This is a genomic window from Kribbella sp. NPDC020701, from assembly GCF_055562215.1.
In genome coordinates, this window is sequence record NZ_JBVHFT010000029.1 from 1 (window position 1) to 15219 (window position 15219).

Here is a 15219-nt window from a genome sequence, read left to right on the forward strand (position 1 = left end):
ACTCAACCACCGCACAGCCACTCCATCTGCCGCATGAGGTTGACACAGGGAGTGTCATGGGGCCTCCCGGCCTGGACTGAGGAGCGGAGGGAGCGAAGCGACTGGAGCGACGAGGGAAGGCCGGGAGTCAAAGCCCCATGACCCTGCCGGTGCCGAAGGCCCGGCCAAAAGCACAGTCATCACGGAACCTCTACTGTGAACTCGGCGGTGTGGACCGCGCCCGCGTGTTGGAAGTCCAGGTACAGCCGGTACGTCCCGGCGGTGGGGAAGGTGGTCCCGAAGGTGATCGCCGGGCCGCCGTTCATGCCTGGGTCCGCGTGCTGGGCGGGGTGATTGTGCAGGTAGGCGAGGTCCCCGCCACGGAGCGAGACCAAGTGGCCGAAGGCGCCGAGGTAGGGCTCTAGGTCGGTGACTGGTTTGCCGCCGCGGCTGATCTGGAACGTCAGCTCGGATTCCTTCCCCGCGACCGGATTGCCTTGGAGCGTCACGTCGTACCCGTTGACGCTGTAGGTGCTCGCCGGCTTGGCCAGCGGGACCGGGGCGTAGGGGCCGGAGACGTTCACGTCGGTGCCGAGCGTGAGTTTCCGGTCCTGGCCGGCCGCCTGGAAGTCTGCGTACAGGCGCCAGGTCCCGCCGGAGGTGAAGGTGAACGGGATGCTCCACGCCCCGGTCGCATCCATCGTCGGATGCACGTGGTGGAAGCCGGACAGGTCACGCCGGACCACGATCAGGTGCAGGTCCTTCTCGTGGGTCTTGGTGTACTGCGTGACCGGCTTGCCGTCGGGTCCGTGGATCGTGAAGCGCAGTTGGGTCTTCGCGCCGGACTGGAAGGATGTGGTCGCCGGGGCGAACGTGTACCCGGCGTCGGAGACCGCGAGCCCGGGCAGTTGCCCGCCCTCGTCATGCTCGGCTTGCTCCATGCCGCCCATTTCTTCTCCGTGGGCAGCAGGGGTGCTGGACGCCGTGTCGGCCGCCGCGATCGGGTCGACCGCGGAGCCGATCGCGAACGCCGCCCCGAAGGCGAGCGCGAGCGCACCGGCGAACGCGCCGAGCCGGAGCGCGGCGGCCCGGTTCACGACGCCGCCAGTTCGTAGCCCGCCTCGTCGACGGCTTCGCGAACGGCGGCCTCGTCGAGAGCGGACTCACTGGTCACGTGGACGGCGGAGATGCCGCCGGCGTTCAGGTCGATGCTGACCTGCTGGACACCGGTCAGCTTGCCGATCTCCTCGGTCACGGCCGCGGTGCAGTGCCCGCAGGTCATCCCGGTGACGGAGTAGGTCGTAGTGGTCATATCAGCTCCTGAAGAACACGCCGCCTTCGGCGGCGGTGGGGGATGGATGTTTTCAGCTGCGAACCAGGCGGGCGATCGCGTCGGAGGCCTCGCGGACCTTCTCCTCGGCCTCGGCGCCACCCTTCTGTGCGGCCTCGACCACGCAGTGCGAGAGGTGCTCGTCGAGCAACTCCAGCGAGAACGACTGCAGTGCCTTGGTGGCGGCCGACACCTGGGTCAGGATGTCGATGCAGTACTTGTCCTCCTCGACCATCCGCTGCAGGCCGCGGATCTGGCCCTCGATCCGCCGCAGCCGCTTCAGGTGGCTGGTCTTCTCGGCGGTGTACCCGTGCACATGGGCGTCGGCGTCGGTCATCTCTCGCTCCTCTGGCTACCCCTCGGGGGTATGTCGACAGTACGAAAGTACCCCCTATGGGTATCCAGCGCAAGTCCTGCGCGGATACCCATAGGGGGTACTTGGTTCGGCGGGGTCAGAGTCCGAGGTCGGTGAGGCCCGGGTGGTCGTCGGGACGCGGACCCGACGCCCAATGGAACAGTCGCTCGGACTCCGCGATCGCCTGGTCGTTGATGCTGGCCCGCCGGATCCGCATCAGCCCGTTCTCGTCGAACTCCCAGTTCTCGTTGCCGTGTGAGCGGTACCACTGGCCGGCCGCGTCGTGGCACTCGTAGACGAACCGCACCGCGATCCGGTTGCCGGTGAACGCCCACAGCTCCTTGATCAGCCGGTAGTCCAGCTCGCGGCGCCATTTCTGGGTCAGGAACGTGACGACCTCGGCCCGGCCGTTGACGAAGACGTCCCGGTTCCGCCAGGCGGTGTCCGGCGTGTAGGCGAGCGAGACGGCCTCCGGGTCCTGCTTGTTCCACGCGTTCTCCGCGGCGCGGACCTTCTGGATCGCCGTCTCCTCGGTGAACGGGGGCAGCGGGGGTCGAGCGTTCACGACCAGCTCCTTCGGTTGACAGTATTCATTCAATCTTGGACCAGGCTGGCGGAGACATGCACTCGCCCAACAAACCTGTCACTCTGTGCGTCTGCTCACTGACGAGAGGGGGCGCGGGATGCCGGAAGCGGCGATCAGTACGCGCGGACTGCGCAAGACGTACCCGTCGAGTCACCGAAGTTCTTCCCGGCCTTCACCGGCCGGAAGAACCTGGAGCTGCTGGCCGCGGCGATCGGCACGCCGCGCACGCGGGTCGGTGAGGTGCTCGAGCAGACGTCGCTCGGTGACCGCGGCAAGGACCGGTACCGCGGGTACTCGCTCGGGATGAAGCAGCGGCTGGCGATCGCGGCCACGCTGCTGAAGGAGCCGGACCTGCTGATCTTCGACGAGCCGACGAACGGCCTCGACCCGGCCGGTATCCGCGAGATCCGCGAGACCATGCGGGCGCTCGGCGACCAGGGCAAGACCGTGCTGGTCAGCAGCCACATCCTGGCCGAGGTCGAGCAGGTCGCCGACACCGTCTCGATCATCGGCCACGGCCGGCTGCTCGCGTCCGGCACCGTCGCCGAGGTGATCGGCGGCGGTACGGCGACCACCGTCAAGGTTGCCGTGGACAACCACGAGGCCGCGACCCGGATCCTGGCCGCGGCCGGGATGACGGTGCGCGCCGACGGCAACTACCTGCTCGTCGACGGCGCGGAGCACCCCGCGGACGTCACTCGCCGCCTCGCCCACCAGGAGCTGTACGTGTCCGAGCTGGTCCCGGTCCGGGCCGACCTCGAGTCGGTGTTCCTCGAGCTGACCGAAGGCGAGGGATTGTGATGCTCCGCCTGAGCGGCGTCGAGCTGCGGCGGCTGACCTCCCGCCGGCTGACCGTGATCGGCGTCGTCGGGGTGCTGCTGATCATCGCGTTCCTGCTGTTCGCCACCTGGCTCGACGCGCGGCCGCAGTCCGCGCTCGACCAGGCGGGGGCGCAGCGGCAGTACGAGTTCGCGCACAAGGACTGGGTCGAGCACGCTGCCGAGAGCAAGAAGCTGTGCGAGGCGGACTACCAGAACCAGCCCGATCCGAAGCCGAAGATCGAGGACATGTGCGCCTACCCGGAGCCGAAGCTGGAGGACTTCGGCAAACCGCCGACGGTGTTCGCCCAGCTGATGCCGGAGCTGCTGCTCGGATCGTCGTACCTGCTGGTCTTCGCGGCGTTCCTGATCGGGGCGAGTTTCGTCGGTGCCGAGTTCAGTACCGGCGCGATCGGCAACTGGCTGACGTTCGAACCGCGTCGGCTCCGGGTCTACAGCAGCAAGCTGCTCGCCGCCGCCATCGGGTTCGTGCCGGTCGGGGCTGGTGTCCTCGCGATCCTGATGCTCGGCACGTATCTGATCGTCGCTCAGCTCGGCGACACGTCCACCACCACCAGCAAGGTCTGGGGTGATCTCGTCGCGACGGGTGGCCGGGCCGTGCTCGTGACGGCCCTGGGCGCCGCGATCGGTGGCATCACCGGGCTGCTGCTGCGGCACACAGCGGCCGCGATCGGGGTGGCGATGGGGTACCTGGTCCTGATCGAAGGGGTCTTCGGCAGTTTCCTCAACCAGGCGCAGCCGTGGCTGATCAAGCTGAACTTCGACGCGTTCGTCCGGCATGACGCGACGTACTACCTGAATCAGTGCAAGACCGGCAGCGACGGCAGCTACGTGTGCGAGAGCATCGAGAAGACGCTGTCGTTCGAGCACGGCGCTTGGTACCTGAGTGCGCTGACGGTCGCCCTGGTCCTGCTCGGCGCCGGGGTGTTCCAGCGCCGGGACATCAACTCCTGACGCGTCGCCGCCGCCATCCGAGCAGCACGATCCCGAGCGTGATCGCGGCGGCGGCCGCGCCGATCGCCAGGCCGCGGCGCAGGCCGGGCGGCGTGTAGGTGCAGTTGATCCGGTCGGCGTTTCCGGTCAGCGGTACCGCGACCAGGCCTCCGTAGTCCCGCGGAGTCTGGGCCTTCCCGTCCCCGGCCGAGCATTTCCAACCTGCAACCTTCGGTACGGCGACCACGGCGACCCCCCTGCTGCCGGGCGGTAGCGTCGCGCTGATCGAGTGACCGCCGGCCTTCACGTCCGTCGCTCCGCCCGCCCGCAGTCGCCGCACGGCCCTCGCCAGCGCTTGTTGATCGAGGCAACCGATCGCGCCGCTCGGCTCGATGCGCTGCGGCCCCTCGTCGAAGCTGATCTCGATCAGCACGATCCCGGACTTCGGCACGGTGCCCAGCTGGACCATCGCGCTGCTCGTGTTGATCCCCGGCCGGCGGGTCGCGGACAGCTCGTGCCACCGGTCGTCGGCCAGCCGTGCCCGGCCGCCCACGCGGGGGATGTAGAGGAAGGCCGTCGTACCCGCTGTGCACTGTGCGACCAGCCTCACGTCACCGGTGACGGACCTGCGGCCCCTGTACTCCGGGACCTCGTACACCGTTGACCCGAGCAGCCGCTCCTGCGCGACGTACGCGTTCGAGGAGGCCGGCGCGCCGAGTCGCCGGCGAAGCGTGACCAGCTGCGGAACCTCGGACCGGGTGATGTGCGGGCCGTCCTTCCCGAGCTGCAGCTTGGCCCCGATCGAGAAGATCGTGTCGGTCACCGGGTTGTCGAGGTCGTGCGACGCGCGGCCGTAGCCGGACCAGCCGAAGCCGAGACCGGTCAGCGTCTGGTTGAGCGAGTAGGGCAGCAGGCTGCTGTAGAGGCCGGCGCCCTGCCCGCCGAGCAGCAGCGGATCGTTCGGCGTCCCCGATGTCCCCGGGTCAGCCCGGTAGTTCGGCCAGTTGCTGGCCTCCAGGATCGTGGTGCGCCGCTGGGCCTGCGCGTCGTCCCACGCCGTCGACGACGCGCCGAGCACCTTCGACCGCTGCTCATCGGTGACCACCGCGGTCCACGTGGTCTCCACCGCGACGACGACCATCAGGATCGTGAACGCCGCCGCCACCGGCCACTTCGTACGTCGCACCGCGGGGACTCGGCGGATCACCCAAATGGCGCCGAACACAACCACCGTCAGGGTGCCGGAGGCGATCAGCACGGTCAACGCGTGCTGGGTCAGCAGCGGACTGCCGTCGGACAGCCAGGCGATCACGGCCAGCAGTACGCCGCCGCACAACAACTCGATCGGCCCCGGCAGGCGATACGCGACCGCCAGCCAGGCGAGCACGATGATGACGCCACACAGCAGGAAGGCCTCGCGGTACTGACTGCCGTTCGGGGTGTCGAAGCCGTGCCACATCTCCTGCGTCGGCGGCCAGCGGAACGACAGCGTCAGCAGGACGGTCGTCACCACCCAGACAGCCTTGGTCCGCCAGGGGACGTAGCGGTTGAAGGGCATCGTCAGGGCGAGCAGGAGCGCTACGGTTCCGACGTACAGGCTCGCGGTCTGGCCGACGCCCTCGGACAGCGGGAGCAGGCGGGACAGGAACAGGTCGATCGGCGACGGCTGGAAGACACCTGACGGCGACGGCGTCGCGGCGTCGTTGGCGGTGAGGACCGGTAGCAGGACGGGCGCGACCAACGCCATGCCGAGCACGAACGAGATACCGTGACGCAGCACCGCCCGCAGTCCCGGCATCCAGCCGAGGTCGCTGGTCAGCAGTCGCGCGAGCAGATACAGTCCAGCCGCGATCGTTGCCATGTAGGCGGTGTAGAAGTTGGACAGCCAGAAGACCGCGACCACCAGCACACTGAGCAGCCTGTTGGTGCGGCGTAGTGACCACTCGGCCACCAGAAAGAACATCGGCAGCGCGATCAGGCCGTCCAGCCACATCGGCACGTACCCGGCGTCGTCGATCGCCCAGCCGCAGACGCCGTACGACGCACCGAGCATCGCCGCAACCCAGCGGGGGCCTGGATGCATCTTGATCAGTAGGACCGCCATCGCGGCGGCCGCGAGGCTCAGTTTGAGGACGGTGATGACGTAGACGGCCAGATCGATCTGGTCGCGCGGGAAGAGACCCACCAGCAGGGACAATGGACTGCCGAGGACGACCCCGAAGTCGCCCAGGAAACCGACGCCGAACGCGCTCTGCCAGTTGAACAGCAGATCGCCCTGGGCGCCGCCGTGCAGGATGTCCCACAGATGGGCGAAGAAAGGGATGTACTGCGTGCCAAGATCGTTGGTACTGCGAGACAGTGAGCCGAAGGGATAGGTGCCGCGGATGATTCCGGAGGCGGTGAACACCGCCGCCACCAGCACGCCGGCGACCACTGCCGGTCGTAACGGTCGTGCCGCGCGCGGTTGCGCCTCGTTGTCCGAACCCACTGGCCGCCTCTCTGCTCGCCCTGGATGGTGCGCATGAGCACAACGATGCGCCTGAGCCTAGTGGTGCCTTGCTACAACGAGGTCGAGGTGGTCACGCGATTCCACGAGGCGCTCAGCCGTGAACTCGTCGCCACCGGGCGGCCGTACGAGATCGTGTACGTCGACGACGGTAGTACTGATGGGACGCTCGACGCGCTGGTCGGGTTGGCAGCCGCCGACGAAACGGTGCGCTACCTGTCCTTCAGCCGGAACTTCGGCAAGGAGGCCGCAATGCTGGCCGGCCTGCGGTACGCCGAAGGCGCCGCGGTGGTGATCATGGACGCCGACCTGCAGCACCCGCCGGAGCTGATCGGCCGGATGCTCGAGCAGTACGAGCGCGGCTTCGACCAGGTGATCGCCCGCCGCACCCGAACTGGTGACCCTGCTAGCCGGACGCTGTTCGCGCGGGCGTACTACTGGCTGATCAACCGCTGGGCCGACGTCGAGCTGGTCGACGGGGTCGGCGACTTCCGGCTGCTGTCGCGGCGGGCCGTGGACGGGTTGCTGGAGCTGGGTGAGTACAACCGGTTCTCCAAGGGGCTGTTCGCCTGGATCGGGTTCGAGTCGATCCTGTTCGAGTACGAGAACGTGAAGCAGTCGGACCGCAAGAGCCGATGGACGTTCCGGCGCCTGTTCGAGTACGGCCTCGACGGGCTGCTGTCGTTCAACAACCGGCCGCTGCGACTGGCGATCTACGTCGGCCTGCTGCTCACCGGGGTCGCCGCCGGGTACGCCGTCTGGGTGATCGCGGTCGCGGTCCTGCACGGCGTGGAGATGCCGGGCTACGTCACGCTGATCGCGGCGATCACCGGCCTCGGCGGCCTGCAGATGGTCATGCTCGGGGTGATCGGCGAGTACATCGGCCGGATCTATTACGAGACGAAGAAACGCCCGCACTACCTGCTCAAGCAGACCAACTTGGATCCCGCGGACCGGCTGAACGACAGACCGGCCCCGGGCGGACGAACCACCCAGGGCCGGTAGGACTGCTACTGCCGAATCAGGCGGTCAGCCGCTCGTCGGTGGAGGTGGAGAACAGGTGCAGCTTGTCCGGCAGCGCCGCCAGGTGGATGGTCGAACCCTTCTCGACCGGCATCCGGGCGTCGATCCGGGCGACGATCTGCTGGTGCTCGTTGTTGTGCTCGGCGGTGCCGTACAGGTACGCGTCGGCGCCGAGCTCCTCGACCACGGCGACGTGCACCGGCAGGCCCTGGTCGGCGACCTTGAAGGCCTCCGGCCGGACGCCCAGGGTCAGCGTCTTGTCGTTGCCGGCCTTGGCCAGCAGGCTGCGCTCGAGCGGGATCACGTAGTCGCCCAGCTTCGCGCCGCCCTCGGTGATGTCCGCGGTCAGCAGGTTCATCGCCGGCGAACCGATGAAGCCCGCGACGAACTTGTTCTTCGGGTGGTCGTACAGGTTCAGCGGGGTGTCGACCTGCTGGAGCAGACCGTCCTTGAGGACGGCCACCCGGTCGCCCATCGTCATGGCCTCGACCTGGTCGTGCGTGACGTACACCGTGGTGACACCGAGACGCTGCTGCAGCTCGGCGATCTGGGTGCGGGTCTGGACACGCAGCTTGGCGTCGAGGTTCGACAGCGGCTCGTCCATCAGGAAGACCTGCGGGTTACGCACGATGGCGCGGCCCATGGCGACACGCTGACGCTGACCACCGGACAGCGCCTTCGGCTTGCGCTCGAGGTACTCCTCGAGGCCCAGCAGCTTGGCCGCCTCCATCACGCGCTTGGCGCGGTCCTCCTTGGAGACACCCTGCATCTTCAGGGCGAAGCCCATGTTGTCCGCGACGGACATGTGCGGGTAGAGAGCGTAGTTCTGGAACACCATCGCGATGTCCCGCTCCTTCGGCGGACGGTGCGTGACGTCGCGGTCGCCGATGTAGATGGAACCCTCGTTGACCTCTTCGAGGCCGGCGAGCATCCGGAGGGAGGTCGACTTTCCACAACCCGACGGGCCGACGAGCACCATGAACTCGCCGTCCTCGATCTCGAGGTTGAGCTTGTCGACGGCGGGGGTGTCACCACCGGGGTAGATCCGGGTTGCCGCCTTGAAAGACACAGTGGCCATGACGATGTACTTCCCTTCACCGGCAGGAACGTGCCGGACGATCCGAGTAAAGGCCCCCGGGCGGGGGTGCGCCTATCCTCACCCGGCCCGCTGGTCCTGACAAGGTGTACGGCGTGTGACGTGTCCGTACTGTTCACGTTGTGGACAGATCCACGCAGTCTGCAAGTTCTTGCAGGATCTTGCTGCAAAGTCAACGGCCGGCTGGGTACAGTGCCCGGCGTGAGCAACAGAGCACGGCTGGCGGACATCGCGGCCAAGGCGGGGGTCAGTGAGGCCACGGTCTCGCGGGTGCTGAACGGCAAACCGGGGGTGGCGGAGGACACCAAACAGTCCGTCCTGACGGCGCTCGACGTACTCGGGTTCGAGCGGCCGACGCGGTTGCGGCGGCGGTCCGCGGGGCTGATCGGGCTGGTGATGCCGGAGTTGATCAACCCGATCTTCCCGGCGTTCGCCCAGGTGATCGAGTCGGCACTGTCGCAGCGCGGCTTCACGCCGGTGCTGTGCACCCAGTCGCCGTCCGGTGCGACCGAGGAGGAGTACGTCGAGATGCTGCTGGAGCGCGGCGTCTCCGGGATCATCTTCGTCTCCGGTCTGCACGCGGACACCGGAGCCGACCACGCCCGGTACCAGGCGCTGGTGGAGCGCCGGTTGCCGGTGGTGTTCGTGAACGGCTGGCTGCCCGCGGTGGAGGCGCCGTTCGTCTCGTCCGACGAGTACGCCGCGATGGAGCTGGCGGTCTCACACTTGGTTGCCCTCGGCCACCGCCGGATCGGGTTCGCGTCCGGGCCGGAGCGGTTCATCGTGGTGCAGCGCAAGCTGGCCGGCTACCGCACCTCGATGAAGGCCCAGCTCGGGGTGTCCGACGAGGACCTGAACCCGTTGGTCGCGCTGAGCATGTTCGGCGTCGAGGGTGGTGCCGCGGCGGCGCAACAGTTGCTCGACGCGCAGGTCAGCGCGGTCATCTGCGGCTCCGACATGATGGCTCTCGGCGTCATCCGGGCCGCTCGCCAGCGCGGCTTCGCCGTCCCCGCCGACCTCTCCGTCGTCGGCTACGACGACGCCCCGATGATGGAGTTCACCGACCCGCCCATGACCACGATCCGCCAGCCGGTCCAATCCATGGCCCTCGCCGCAGTCCAGTCCCTACTGGAAGAAGTCCGCGGCCACGCCACCCCCCACACCGAGTTCCTCTTCCGCCCCGAACTCGTCGTCCGAGGCTCAACCGGCCCGGTGCGCTAGTACCGCAACTAGCTCCGGCCCGGAACCGTCCCCTGCCGGGCGGCTCCGGGCCGGAGGGCTCGGGGTACTGGGCTACTTGGAGATGTGGAAGGCCGCGGTGGGGAGGGCGGTCTTGCCGTTGGCCCACAGCGAGTTCACCTTGGCGCGCTCGGTGGAGTCCGGGTACGGATTGGTGCAGGACGGGCCGGGGCCGCCGCCGGACATCAGCTCGGAGCAGGGGCCTGAGTAGTGGTCAGGCAGGCCGAGCACGTGGCCAGTCTCGTGGGCGGTGATCCTGGTCGGGTCGTACTGCTGCGCCTGGGCGTAGTCGAGGAACACGTACCCGCTGCCGTGGCCGTCGGTGGACGCGTACGAACCGCGCGGGTCGTTGCCCTCGGTGTAGTAGAAGTCGTAGTTGCTGCCCTCGACGAGGCGGACGTTGCTGACCGAGGAGTTCCAGATCTGCGTACTCGAGCTGATCTGGGACGCGAAGCTCGGCGCGTCGACGGCGTACGTCACGGTGACGGCGGCGACCTTCTGGCCGGACTTGGCCTGCTTGGCCATCTTGGCCCGGGCCGACTTCATCACGGCGTCGTAGAACGCCTTGGTGGCGGCTTCGTCCTGCGGCGAACCGACGTACGCCGCACGCGTCGCGGCGGTCGAGACGGACGAGTCGGTGGCTGGTGCCGAGGCGGTGGGGGACGCGGCGGCGAAGGCGGGGACGGCGAGCGCGGCGGCGGCGAGCCCCGCGAGCGAACTCAGGATACGGCGATGCGACATGGAGGGCCTCACTCCGGATCAGTGGCGGATAGCGACGGGCGGATTACCGTTCGCTACCTCCGGATGCTGCCAAGACTCCAGGAGTTCCGCACCAGATCCCACAAAACCCTGGGGATAACCCGCGAATCACCGATGCCGTTCTATGCCCCTCATAACAACGCGGGTATGGCCGGGCGGGGAGCTGACGCCAGTTCTCATCAGCGCGGTCGTCCGGCTCACCGGCGCCGTCCTGCAGTCGATCGCGGGCGAGCAACGCCGCAGGTCACGATCGCGTGTCGGGAGCGCGGAGCGGGTGCGACGAAGACATCGCAGGGGTTTGGGTGCCAAGCGGCGGTCATCACCAGCTCCACGTGAGTTCCCAGAGCTGTGAACTCGCGACGGACTGGGAGGGTTTTCTGCCCGATTCGGGGGTAAAAGCCTCCCCGGTCCGGGTGGCTGACGGTCGGCGTGAGGGCGGTCGTCTCGCGGGTGTGCGCCGGCCTCGGGTGGTTGATCGCGCACGACAGCGCGCAGCACGCGTGGGAAGACTCAGGACTCGCCGGGGATGCCGACGTTGAGGAGGCGGGCGCCGGCGCCGCGTTCGGCGAGGCGGTCGGCCTTGTTGTAGAGGTTGCAGCGCTGCAGGCTCAGGCAGCCGCAGCCGATACAGCTGTCGAGGTCGTCGCGGAGGCGCTCGAGCTCGGAGATCCGCTCGTCGAGCCGGCTTCGCCACGACTTCGACAACCGGCTCCAGTCCGCGCGGGTCGGCGTCCGGTCGTCGGGCAGCGAGTCCAGCGCGTTCTTGATCTCGGCGAGCGCCAGGCCGACCCGCTGGGCAGCCTGGACGAACGCGATCCGCCGCAACGTGCTGCGCTGGTATTGCCGCTGGTTGCCGGCCGTCCGCCGCGAGTCGATCAGACCTTGGTCCTCGTAGAACCGCAACGCCGATGCCGCTACTCCGGACCGATGTGCGATCTCCCCGATCGAGAGCCAGTGCTCCTTGCTGGGGACGTTCTCCTCTCCCATACCGCCACCCTAGGGCGGGAGACCAGAAACTCAAGCTCACTTGAACTGCGGAGAAAGGGGCCTCGGGCACACCAGTCCGCCAACTGGTCTGCCAGTTGGCCGGGTGGTCAGGAGCGGCCGCCCGGTCGGGTATACTTTTGCCTGTCGGTGCGCGCGTCGCGTCACCAGAGTTACTTCCAGGCGCTCCGACCCGTCGGTTTCAGCATCCGGCTGAAGTTCCCCGGCGACATGGGTGCAACGCGATAGCACCCGCAGGTCGATGCCCGTCTCCTGCTCAGCACGCTCTTCCGGTCATTTTCCGTGACCGGCGCTCGCGTGCGGCTGCGATCCGGCTAATCGTCCGTGACGTTGAGAGAGAGATTCGTGACCCAGCACCACCAGGACCACCCCGAATCCGGCGGCGAGCAGGCCGACGGTCGGATCAAGAAGCCGCGGCACAAGAAGTTCCAGACCCAGTCGTACGGCGAGCGGATGGCCGCCGAGACGACCGCGCCGACGACCGGCGACGTCCGGAACGACGCTGCGCGCGGTGAGCGCCGTGGCGGCCCCTCCCAGTACTCCGACCGCGGCTCCCGCACGAGCCGTCCGGTGAAGGGCTACCGCGCCGAGCGCGCCAACCAGCCCGGTCGCGACGACCGCCCGCAGTACAACCGCGGCGACCGTAACGACCGTAATGACCGCAGCGACCGTCGGAACGACCGTGGCGACCGGCCGCAGTTCAACCGTGACGACCGTGGCGACCGGCCGCAGTTCCGTCGCGACGACCGCCCGCAGTACAACCGCGATGACCGCGGCTACAACCGGATCGACCGCCGCGACGACCGTGGCGACCGTCCCCAGTTCAACCGTGACGACAGGCCGCAGTACAAGCGCGATGACCGTGGCGACCGCCCGCAGTTCCGTCGCGACGACCGCCCGCAGTACAACCGTGACGACCGCAGTGACCGTCCCCAGTTCCGTCGGGACGACCGGCCGCGCTTCGAGCGGAACGACAAGCAGTACGAGCGTCCGAGCAACCAGGACACCCGGCGCGAAGAGCCGGTCGACCTGGGCACCGTTGCTGAGGACAACCAGTTCGCCGCCCTCGGGCTCGCCCCGCGGCTGGTGCAGCGGCTGGCGCGGGACGGGATCACCACCCCGTTCCCGATCCAGGCTGCGACCATCCCGGACGCGCTGGCCGGCAAGGACGTTCTCGGCCGCGGCCAGACCGGCTCCGGTAAGACTCTCGGCTTCGGCCTGCCGACGCTGATGCGGCTGGCCGGCGGCCACACCGAGTCCCGCCGCCCGCGGGGCGTGGTCCTGGTCCCGACGCGTGAACTCGCGATGCAGGTGCACGACGCCCTCGAGCCGCTGGCGCACGTGATGAACGTGTCGATCAAGCTGATCGCCGGCGGCCTGCCGTACCCGAAGCAGATCGAGTCGCTGCGTCGCGGTGTCGACCTGCTGATCGCCACCCCGGGCCGGTTGATCGACCTGTGCGAGCAGGGCGCGGCCGACCTCGGTGCCGTGGAGATCGCGGTCCTCGACGAGGCCGACCACATGTGCGACATGGGCTTCATGCCGGCGGTCACCACGCTGCTCGACATGACGCCGCCGGAAGGCCAGCGCCTGCTGTTCTCGGCGACGCTGGACAACGACGTCGACAAGATCGTGAAGACCTACCTGAAGGACCCGGTGCAGCACTCGACCGAGTCCGGCCAGGCCTCGGTGAGCACGATGGAGCACCACCTGCTGGTGATCGAGCCCGGCCACAAGCAGTCGCTGACCGCCGAGCTCGCCAGCCGGGACGGCCGGACCATCGTGTTCGTCCGCACCAAGCTGGGCGCCGACCGGATCGCCACCCAGCTGCGCGACCGTGGCGTGATGGCCGCGGCGCTGCACGGCGGCCTGACCCAGGGCGTCCGCAACCGGACGCTGGACCAGTTCAAGGACGGGTCCGTACCGGTGCTCGTGGCAACGGATGTGGCGGCCCGTGGCATCCACGTCGACGATGTCGGCCTGGTGGTTCAGGCTGACCCGCCGGCCGAGCACAAGGACTACCTGCACCGTGCGGGTCGTACTGCGCGGGCCGGGGGCAAAGGTGCCGTCGTCACGCTCGTCCTGCCGCACCAGCGGCGTGGGATGATGCGGATGGCCGAGACCGCCGGAGTCAAGGCCGAGCCGGTTCGTGCCCGTCCGGGCGACGAGCTGGTCACCGAACTGACCGGTGGCACGAAGCCGTCCGGGTACCCGGTGAAGCTGCCGGCCCCGAAGCCGCAGCGCTTCAGCAAGGGCGGCGGCGGCAAGCGGTTCGGCAGCAGCCGTCCGGGCAACCGCGGCAGCAACGGACCCCGTCGTACCGAGCGGAAGTCCTACCAGCACTGAGCAACTGGAAGGCCCGGTTTCCTGTACTACCAGGGAAACCGGGCCTTTTGCTTAGGTGAGGATCGCCCAGAGCCTGGCCACGATCATCGCGATCTCGTCCGCGTCGAGCGGGACGAGCTCGAGCATCAACTCGTCCTCCGCGACCCGTTCGGTCATCACGTAGATCGGCGGTGACCCGGCTTCGAGCTCGGTGGCGACGCGCTTCGCGTCCGGAACCTTCAGCAGTACGCGCGACACCTGCAAGCCGGTGGGATCCGGGACCACCTCGGCCGTGACCTCCGGGATGCGCTCGGCCGCCGCGGCGAATGCGACCACCTTGGACAGCTCGTCGGCCTCCCACTTCATCCGGTCCAGGGCCTGCCACTCCTCCAGGGCCGCGATGACGCCGACGATGGCCTCCTTGGTCGGCTTCATCACCCGGCCGATGCCCTTCTCCTGCGCACGGACGGCCTGAACCAGCGGCCAGGTGCCCGCGACCAGGCCGGCGGTGGGGGAGCCGAGGTACTTCTGCCCGCTGACGAGCACCAGATCCGCGCCGGTCGCCAGCAGATCCGCGATCCGCGGGAACTGGGCCGCGCCGTCGATGATCGCGGGGACGCCGCGGCGGTGCGCGGCCCGTACGGCGGCGACGAGGTCGAGCGGCTCGCCCTGCGTCAGCCGCGACGATACGAGGAACAGGCAACTGACGTCCGGGCCGTCGAGCTCCTCCTCCAGATCGCCAACGCTACAACGGGTTTCGTCGCCGGCGAGGTCGACCTGAGCACCGGCCAACCGGATGCCCTGCAGGTTGGAATGGCCGTAGTCGGCCACGTGGCAGGCAGGCATCACCACTCGGTGATGCATGTCGGTTGCGTCCGGCAACGCCGCGATCCGGCGCGGGTCGCCGCCGGTCATGGTGGCCGCGACGGCGAGTGTGATCCCGGCCGCGGTGCAGTGCACGACCGCGCCCGCCTGCGCGCCGGTCACCTGCGCGATGCCCTCGCTGGCGCGATCGCCCAGCTCGTCCATCACGAAGAATTCGGGTAGTGCCTGTGCGACAGCCGCCGCCACCCCGTCGGAGCTCCGGGACACCCCGAGCGGGGTGAACGTCCCCCTGGCGTTGATCACCACACTCAACCGATAACGCTCATGGATGCTCATGGTGATCCACACAGTAGTGGTCACTGTCAGCAATTGGCGAGAGTCTAGGCGTGAAACCTTGACCCGAAAGCTACTGGTGAGTC

At 68.5% G+C, this 15219-nt stretch carries 14 protein-coding genes; 5 read left to right on the forward strand and 9 right to left on the reverse strand.

The window, feature by feature from the left end; all coding sequences use genetic code 11:
- Positions 1-179: 179 nt before the first annotated feature.
- The 4 genes from ACZ3HV_RS41245 to ACZ3HV_RS41260 form a co-directional block, all read right to left on the reverse strand.
- Complete coding sequence (locus ACZ3HV_RS41245) at positions 180-1076, reverse strand: hypothetical protein (protein ID WP_465693009.1); 897 nt, start codon at positions 1074-1076, stop codon at positions 180-182.
- Positions 1073-1291 carry a heavy-metal-associated domain-containing protein gene (locus ACZ3HV_RS41250; protein ID WP_465693011.1) on the reverse strand — a complete coding sequence of 73 codons (219 nt, stop codon included), beginning with the start codon at positions 1289-1291 and terminating at the stop codon, positions 1073-1075. Before ACZ3HV_RS41250 ends, ACZ3HV_RS41245 begins: the two co-directional genes overlap by 4 nt.
- Positions 1292-1343: 52 nt before the next feature.
- Positions 1344-1646, reverse strand: coding sequence for a metal-sensitive transcriptional regulator (locus tag ACZ3HV_RS41255; RefSeq protein ID WP_465693012.1), 303 nt, complete (start codon positions 1644-1646; stop codon positions 1344-1346).
- A gap of 115 nt (positions 1647-1761) precedes the next feature.
- Entirely contained in the window at positions 1762-2229 is a 468-nt protein-coding gene (locus ACZ3HV_RS41260; protein WP_465693014.1) for a nuclear transport factor 2 family protein, read from the reverse strand.
- A 219-nt stretch (positions 2230-2448) separates the two neighbouring features.
- Here ACZ3HV_RS41260 and ACZ3HV_RS41265 point away from each other — a divergent pair, with 219 nt between their 5' ends.
- Together ACZ3HV_RS41265 and ACZ3HV_RS41270 are read left to right on the forward strand one after the other, a co-directional pair.
- Positions 2449-3051 (forward strand): AAA family ATPase, encoded by a 603-nt coding sequence (locus ACZ3HV_RS41265; RefSeq protein WP_465693123.1) that lies wholly within the window; start codon positions 2449-2451, stop codon positions 3049-3051.
- Positions 3051-4043 carry an ABC transporter permease subunit gene (locus ACZ3HV_RS41270; protein WP_465693016.1) on the forward strand — a complete coding sequence of 331 codons (993 nt, stop codon included), beginning with the start codon at positions 3051-3053 and terminating at the stop codon, positions 4041-4043. Before ACZ3HV_RS41265 ends, ACZ3HV_RS41270 begins: the two co-directional genes overlap by 1 nt.
- Here ACZ3HV_RS41270 and ACZ3HV_RS41275 read toward each other — a convergent pair.
- Positions 4033-6510: a YfhO family protein gene (locus tag ACZ3HV_RS41275; RefSeq protein WP_465693018.1), complete on the reverse strand. Its 2478-nt coding sequence runs from the start codon at positions 6508-6510 to the stop codon at positions 4033-4035. The genes ACZ3HV_RS41270 and ACZ3HV_RS41275 overlap by 11 nt on opposite strands.
- 33 nt (positions 6511-6543) lie before the next feature.
- On the opposite strand from ACZ3HV_RS41275, the gene ACZ3HV_RS41280 reads away from it, so the two are divergent.
- A complete protein-coding gene (locus tag ACZ3HV_RS41280; protein WP_465693019.1) occupies positions 6544-7533 on the forward strand; it encodes a glycosyltransferase family 2 protein in 990 nt (329 codons plus the stop codon).
- 16 nt (positions 7534-7549) lie between these two features.
- On the opposite strand, the gene ACZ3HV_RS41285 is transcribed toward ACZ3HV_RS41280, so the two are convergent.
- Positions 7550-8629: an ABC transporter ATP-binding protein gene (locus tag ACZ3HV_RS41285; RefSeq protein ID WP_465693021.1), complete on the reverse strand. Its 1080-nt coding sequence runs from the start codon at positions 8627-8629 to the stop codon at positions 7550-7552.
- 219 nt (positions 8630-8848) lie between these two features.
- Between ACZ3HV_RS41285 and ACZ3HV_RS41290 the strand changes: the two genes are divergently transcribed.
- Positions 8849-9868, forward strand: coding sequence for a LacI family DNA-binding transcriptional regulator (locus ACZ3HV_RS41290; RefSeq protein WP_465693023.1), 1020 nt, complete (start codon positions 8849-8851; stop codon positions 9866-9868).
- Positions 9869-9940: 72 nt separating this feature from the next.
- Here the strand turns inward: ACZ3HV_RS41290 and snpA are convergent, their stop codons facing one another.
- Positions 9941-10627: a snapalysin gene (snpA, locus tag ACZ3HV_RS41295; RefSeq protein WP_465693025.1), complete on the reverse strand. Its 687-nt coding sequence runs from the start codon at positions 10625-10627 to the stop codon at positions 9941-9943.
- Between the two features lie 528 nt (positions 10628-11155).
- Positions 11156-11632, reverse strand: coding sequence for a redox-sensitive transcriptional activator SoxR (soxR, locus tag ACZ3HV_RS41300; protein ID WP_465693027.1), 477 nt, complete (start codon positions 11630-11632; stop codon positions 11156-11158).
- Positions 11633-11995: 363 nt separating this feature from the next.
- Here soxR and ACZ3HV_RS41305 point away from each other — a divergent pair, with 363 nt between their 5' ends.
- Positions 11996-13996: a DEAD/DEAH box helicase gene (locus ACZ3HV_RS41305; protein ID WP_465693029.1), complete on the forward strand. Its 2001-nt coding sequence runs from the start codon at positions 11996-11998 to the stop codon at positions 13994-13996.
- Positions 13997-14047: 51 nt separating this feature from the next.
- On the opposite strand, the gene ACZ3HV_RS41310 is transcribed toward ACZ3HV_RS41305, so the two are convergent.
- Positions 14048-15136: an aminotransferase class V-fold PLP-dependent enzyme gene (locus ACZ3HV_RS41310; RefSeq protein WP_465693030.1), complete on the reverse strand. Its 1089-nt coding sequence runs from the start codon at positions 15134-15136 to the stop codon at positions 14048-14050.
- Positions 15137-15219 lie beyond the last annotated feature (83 nt).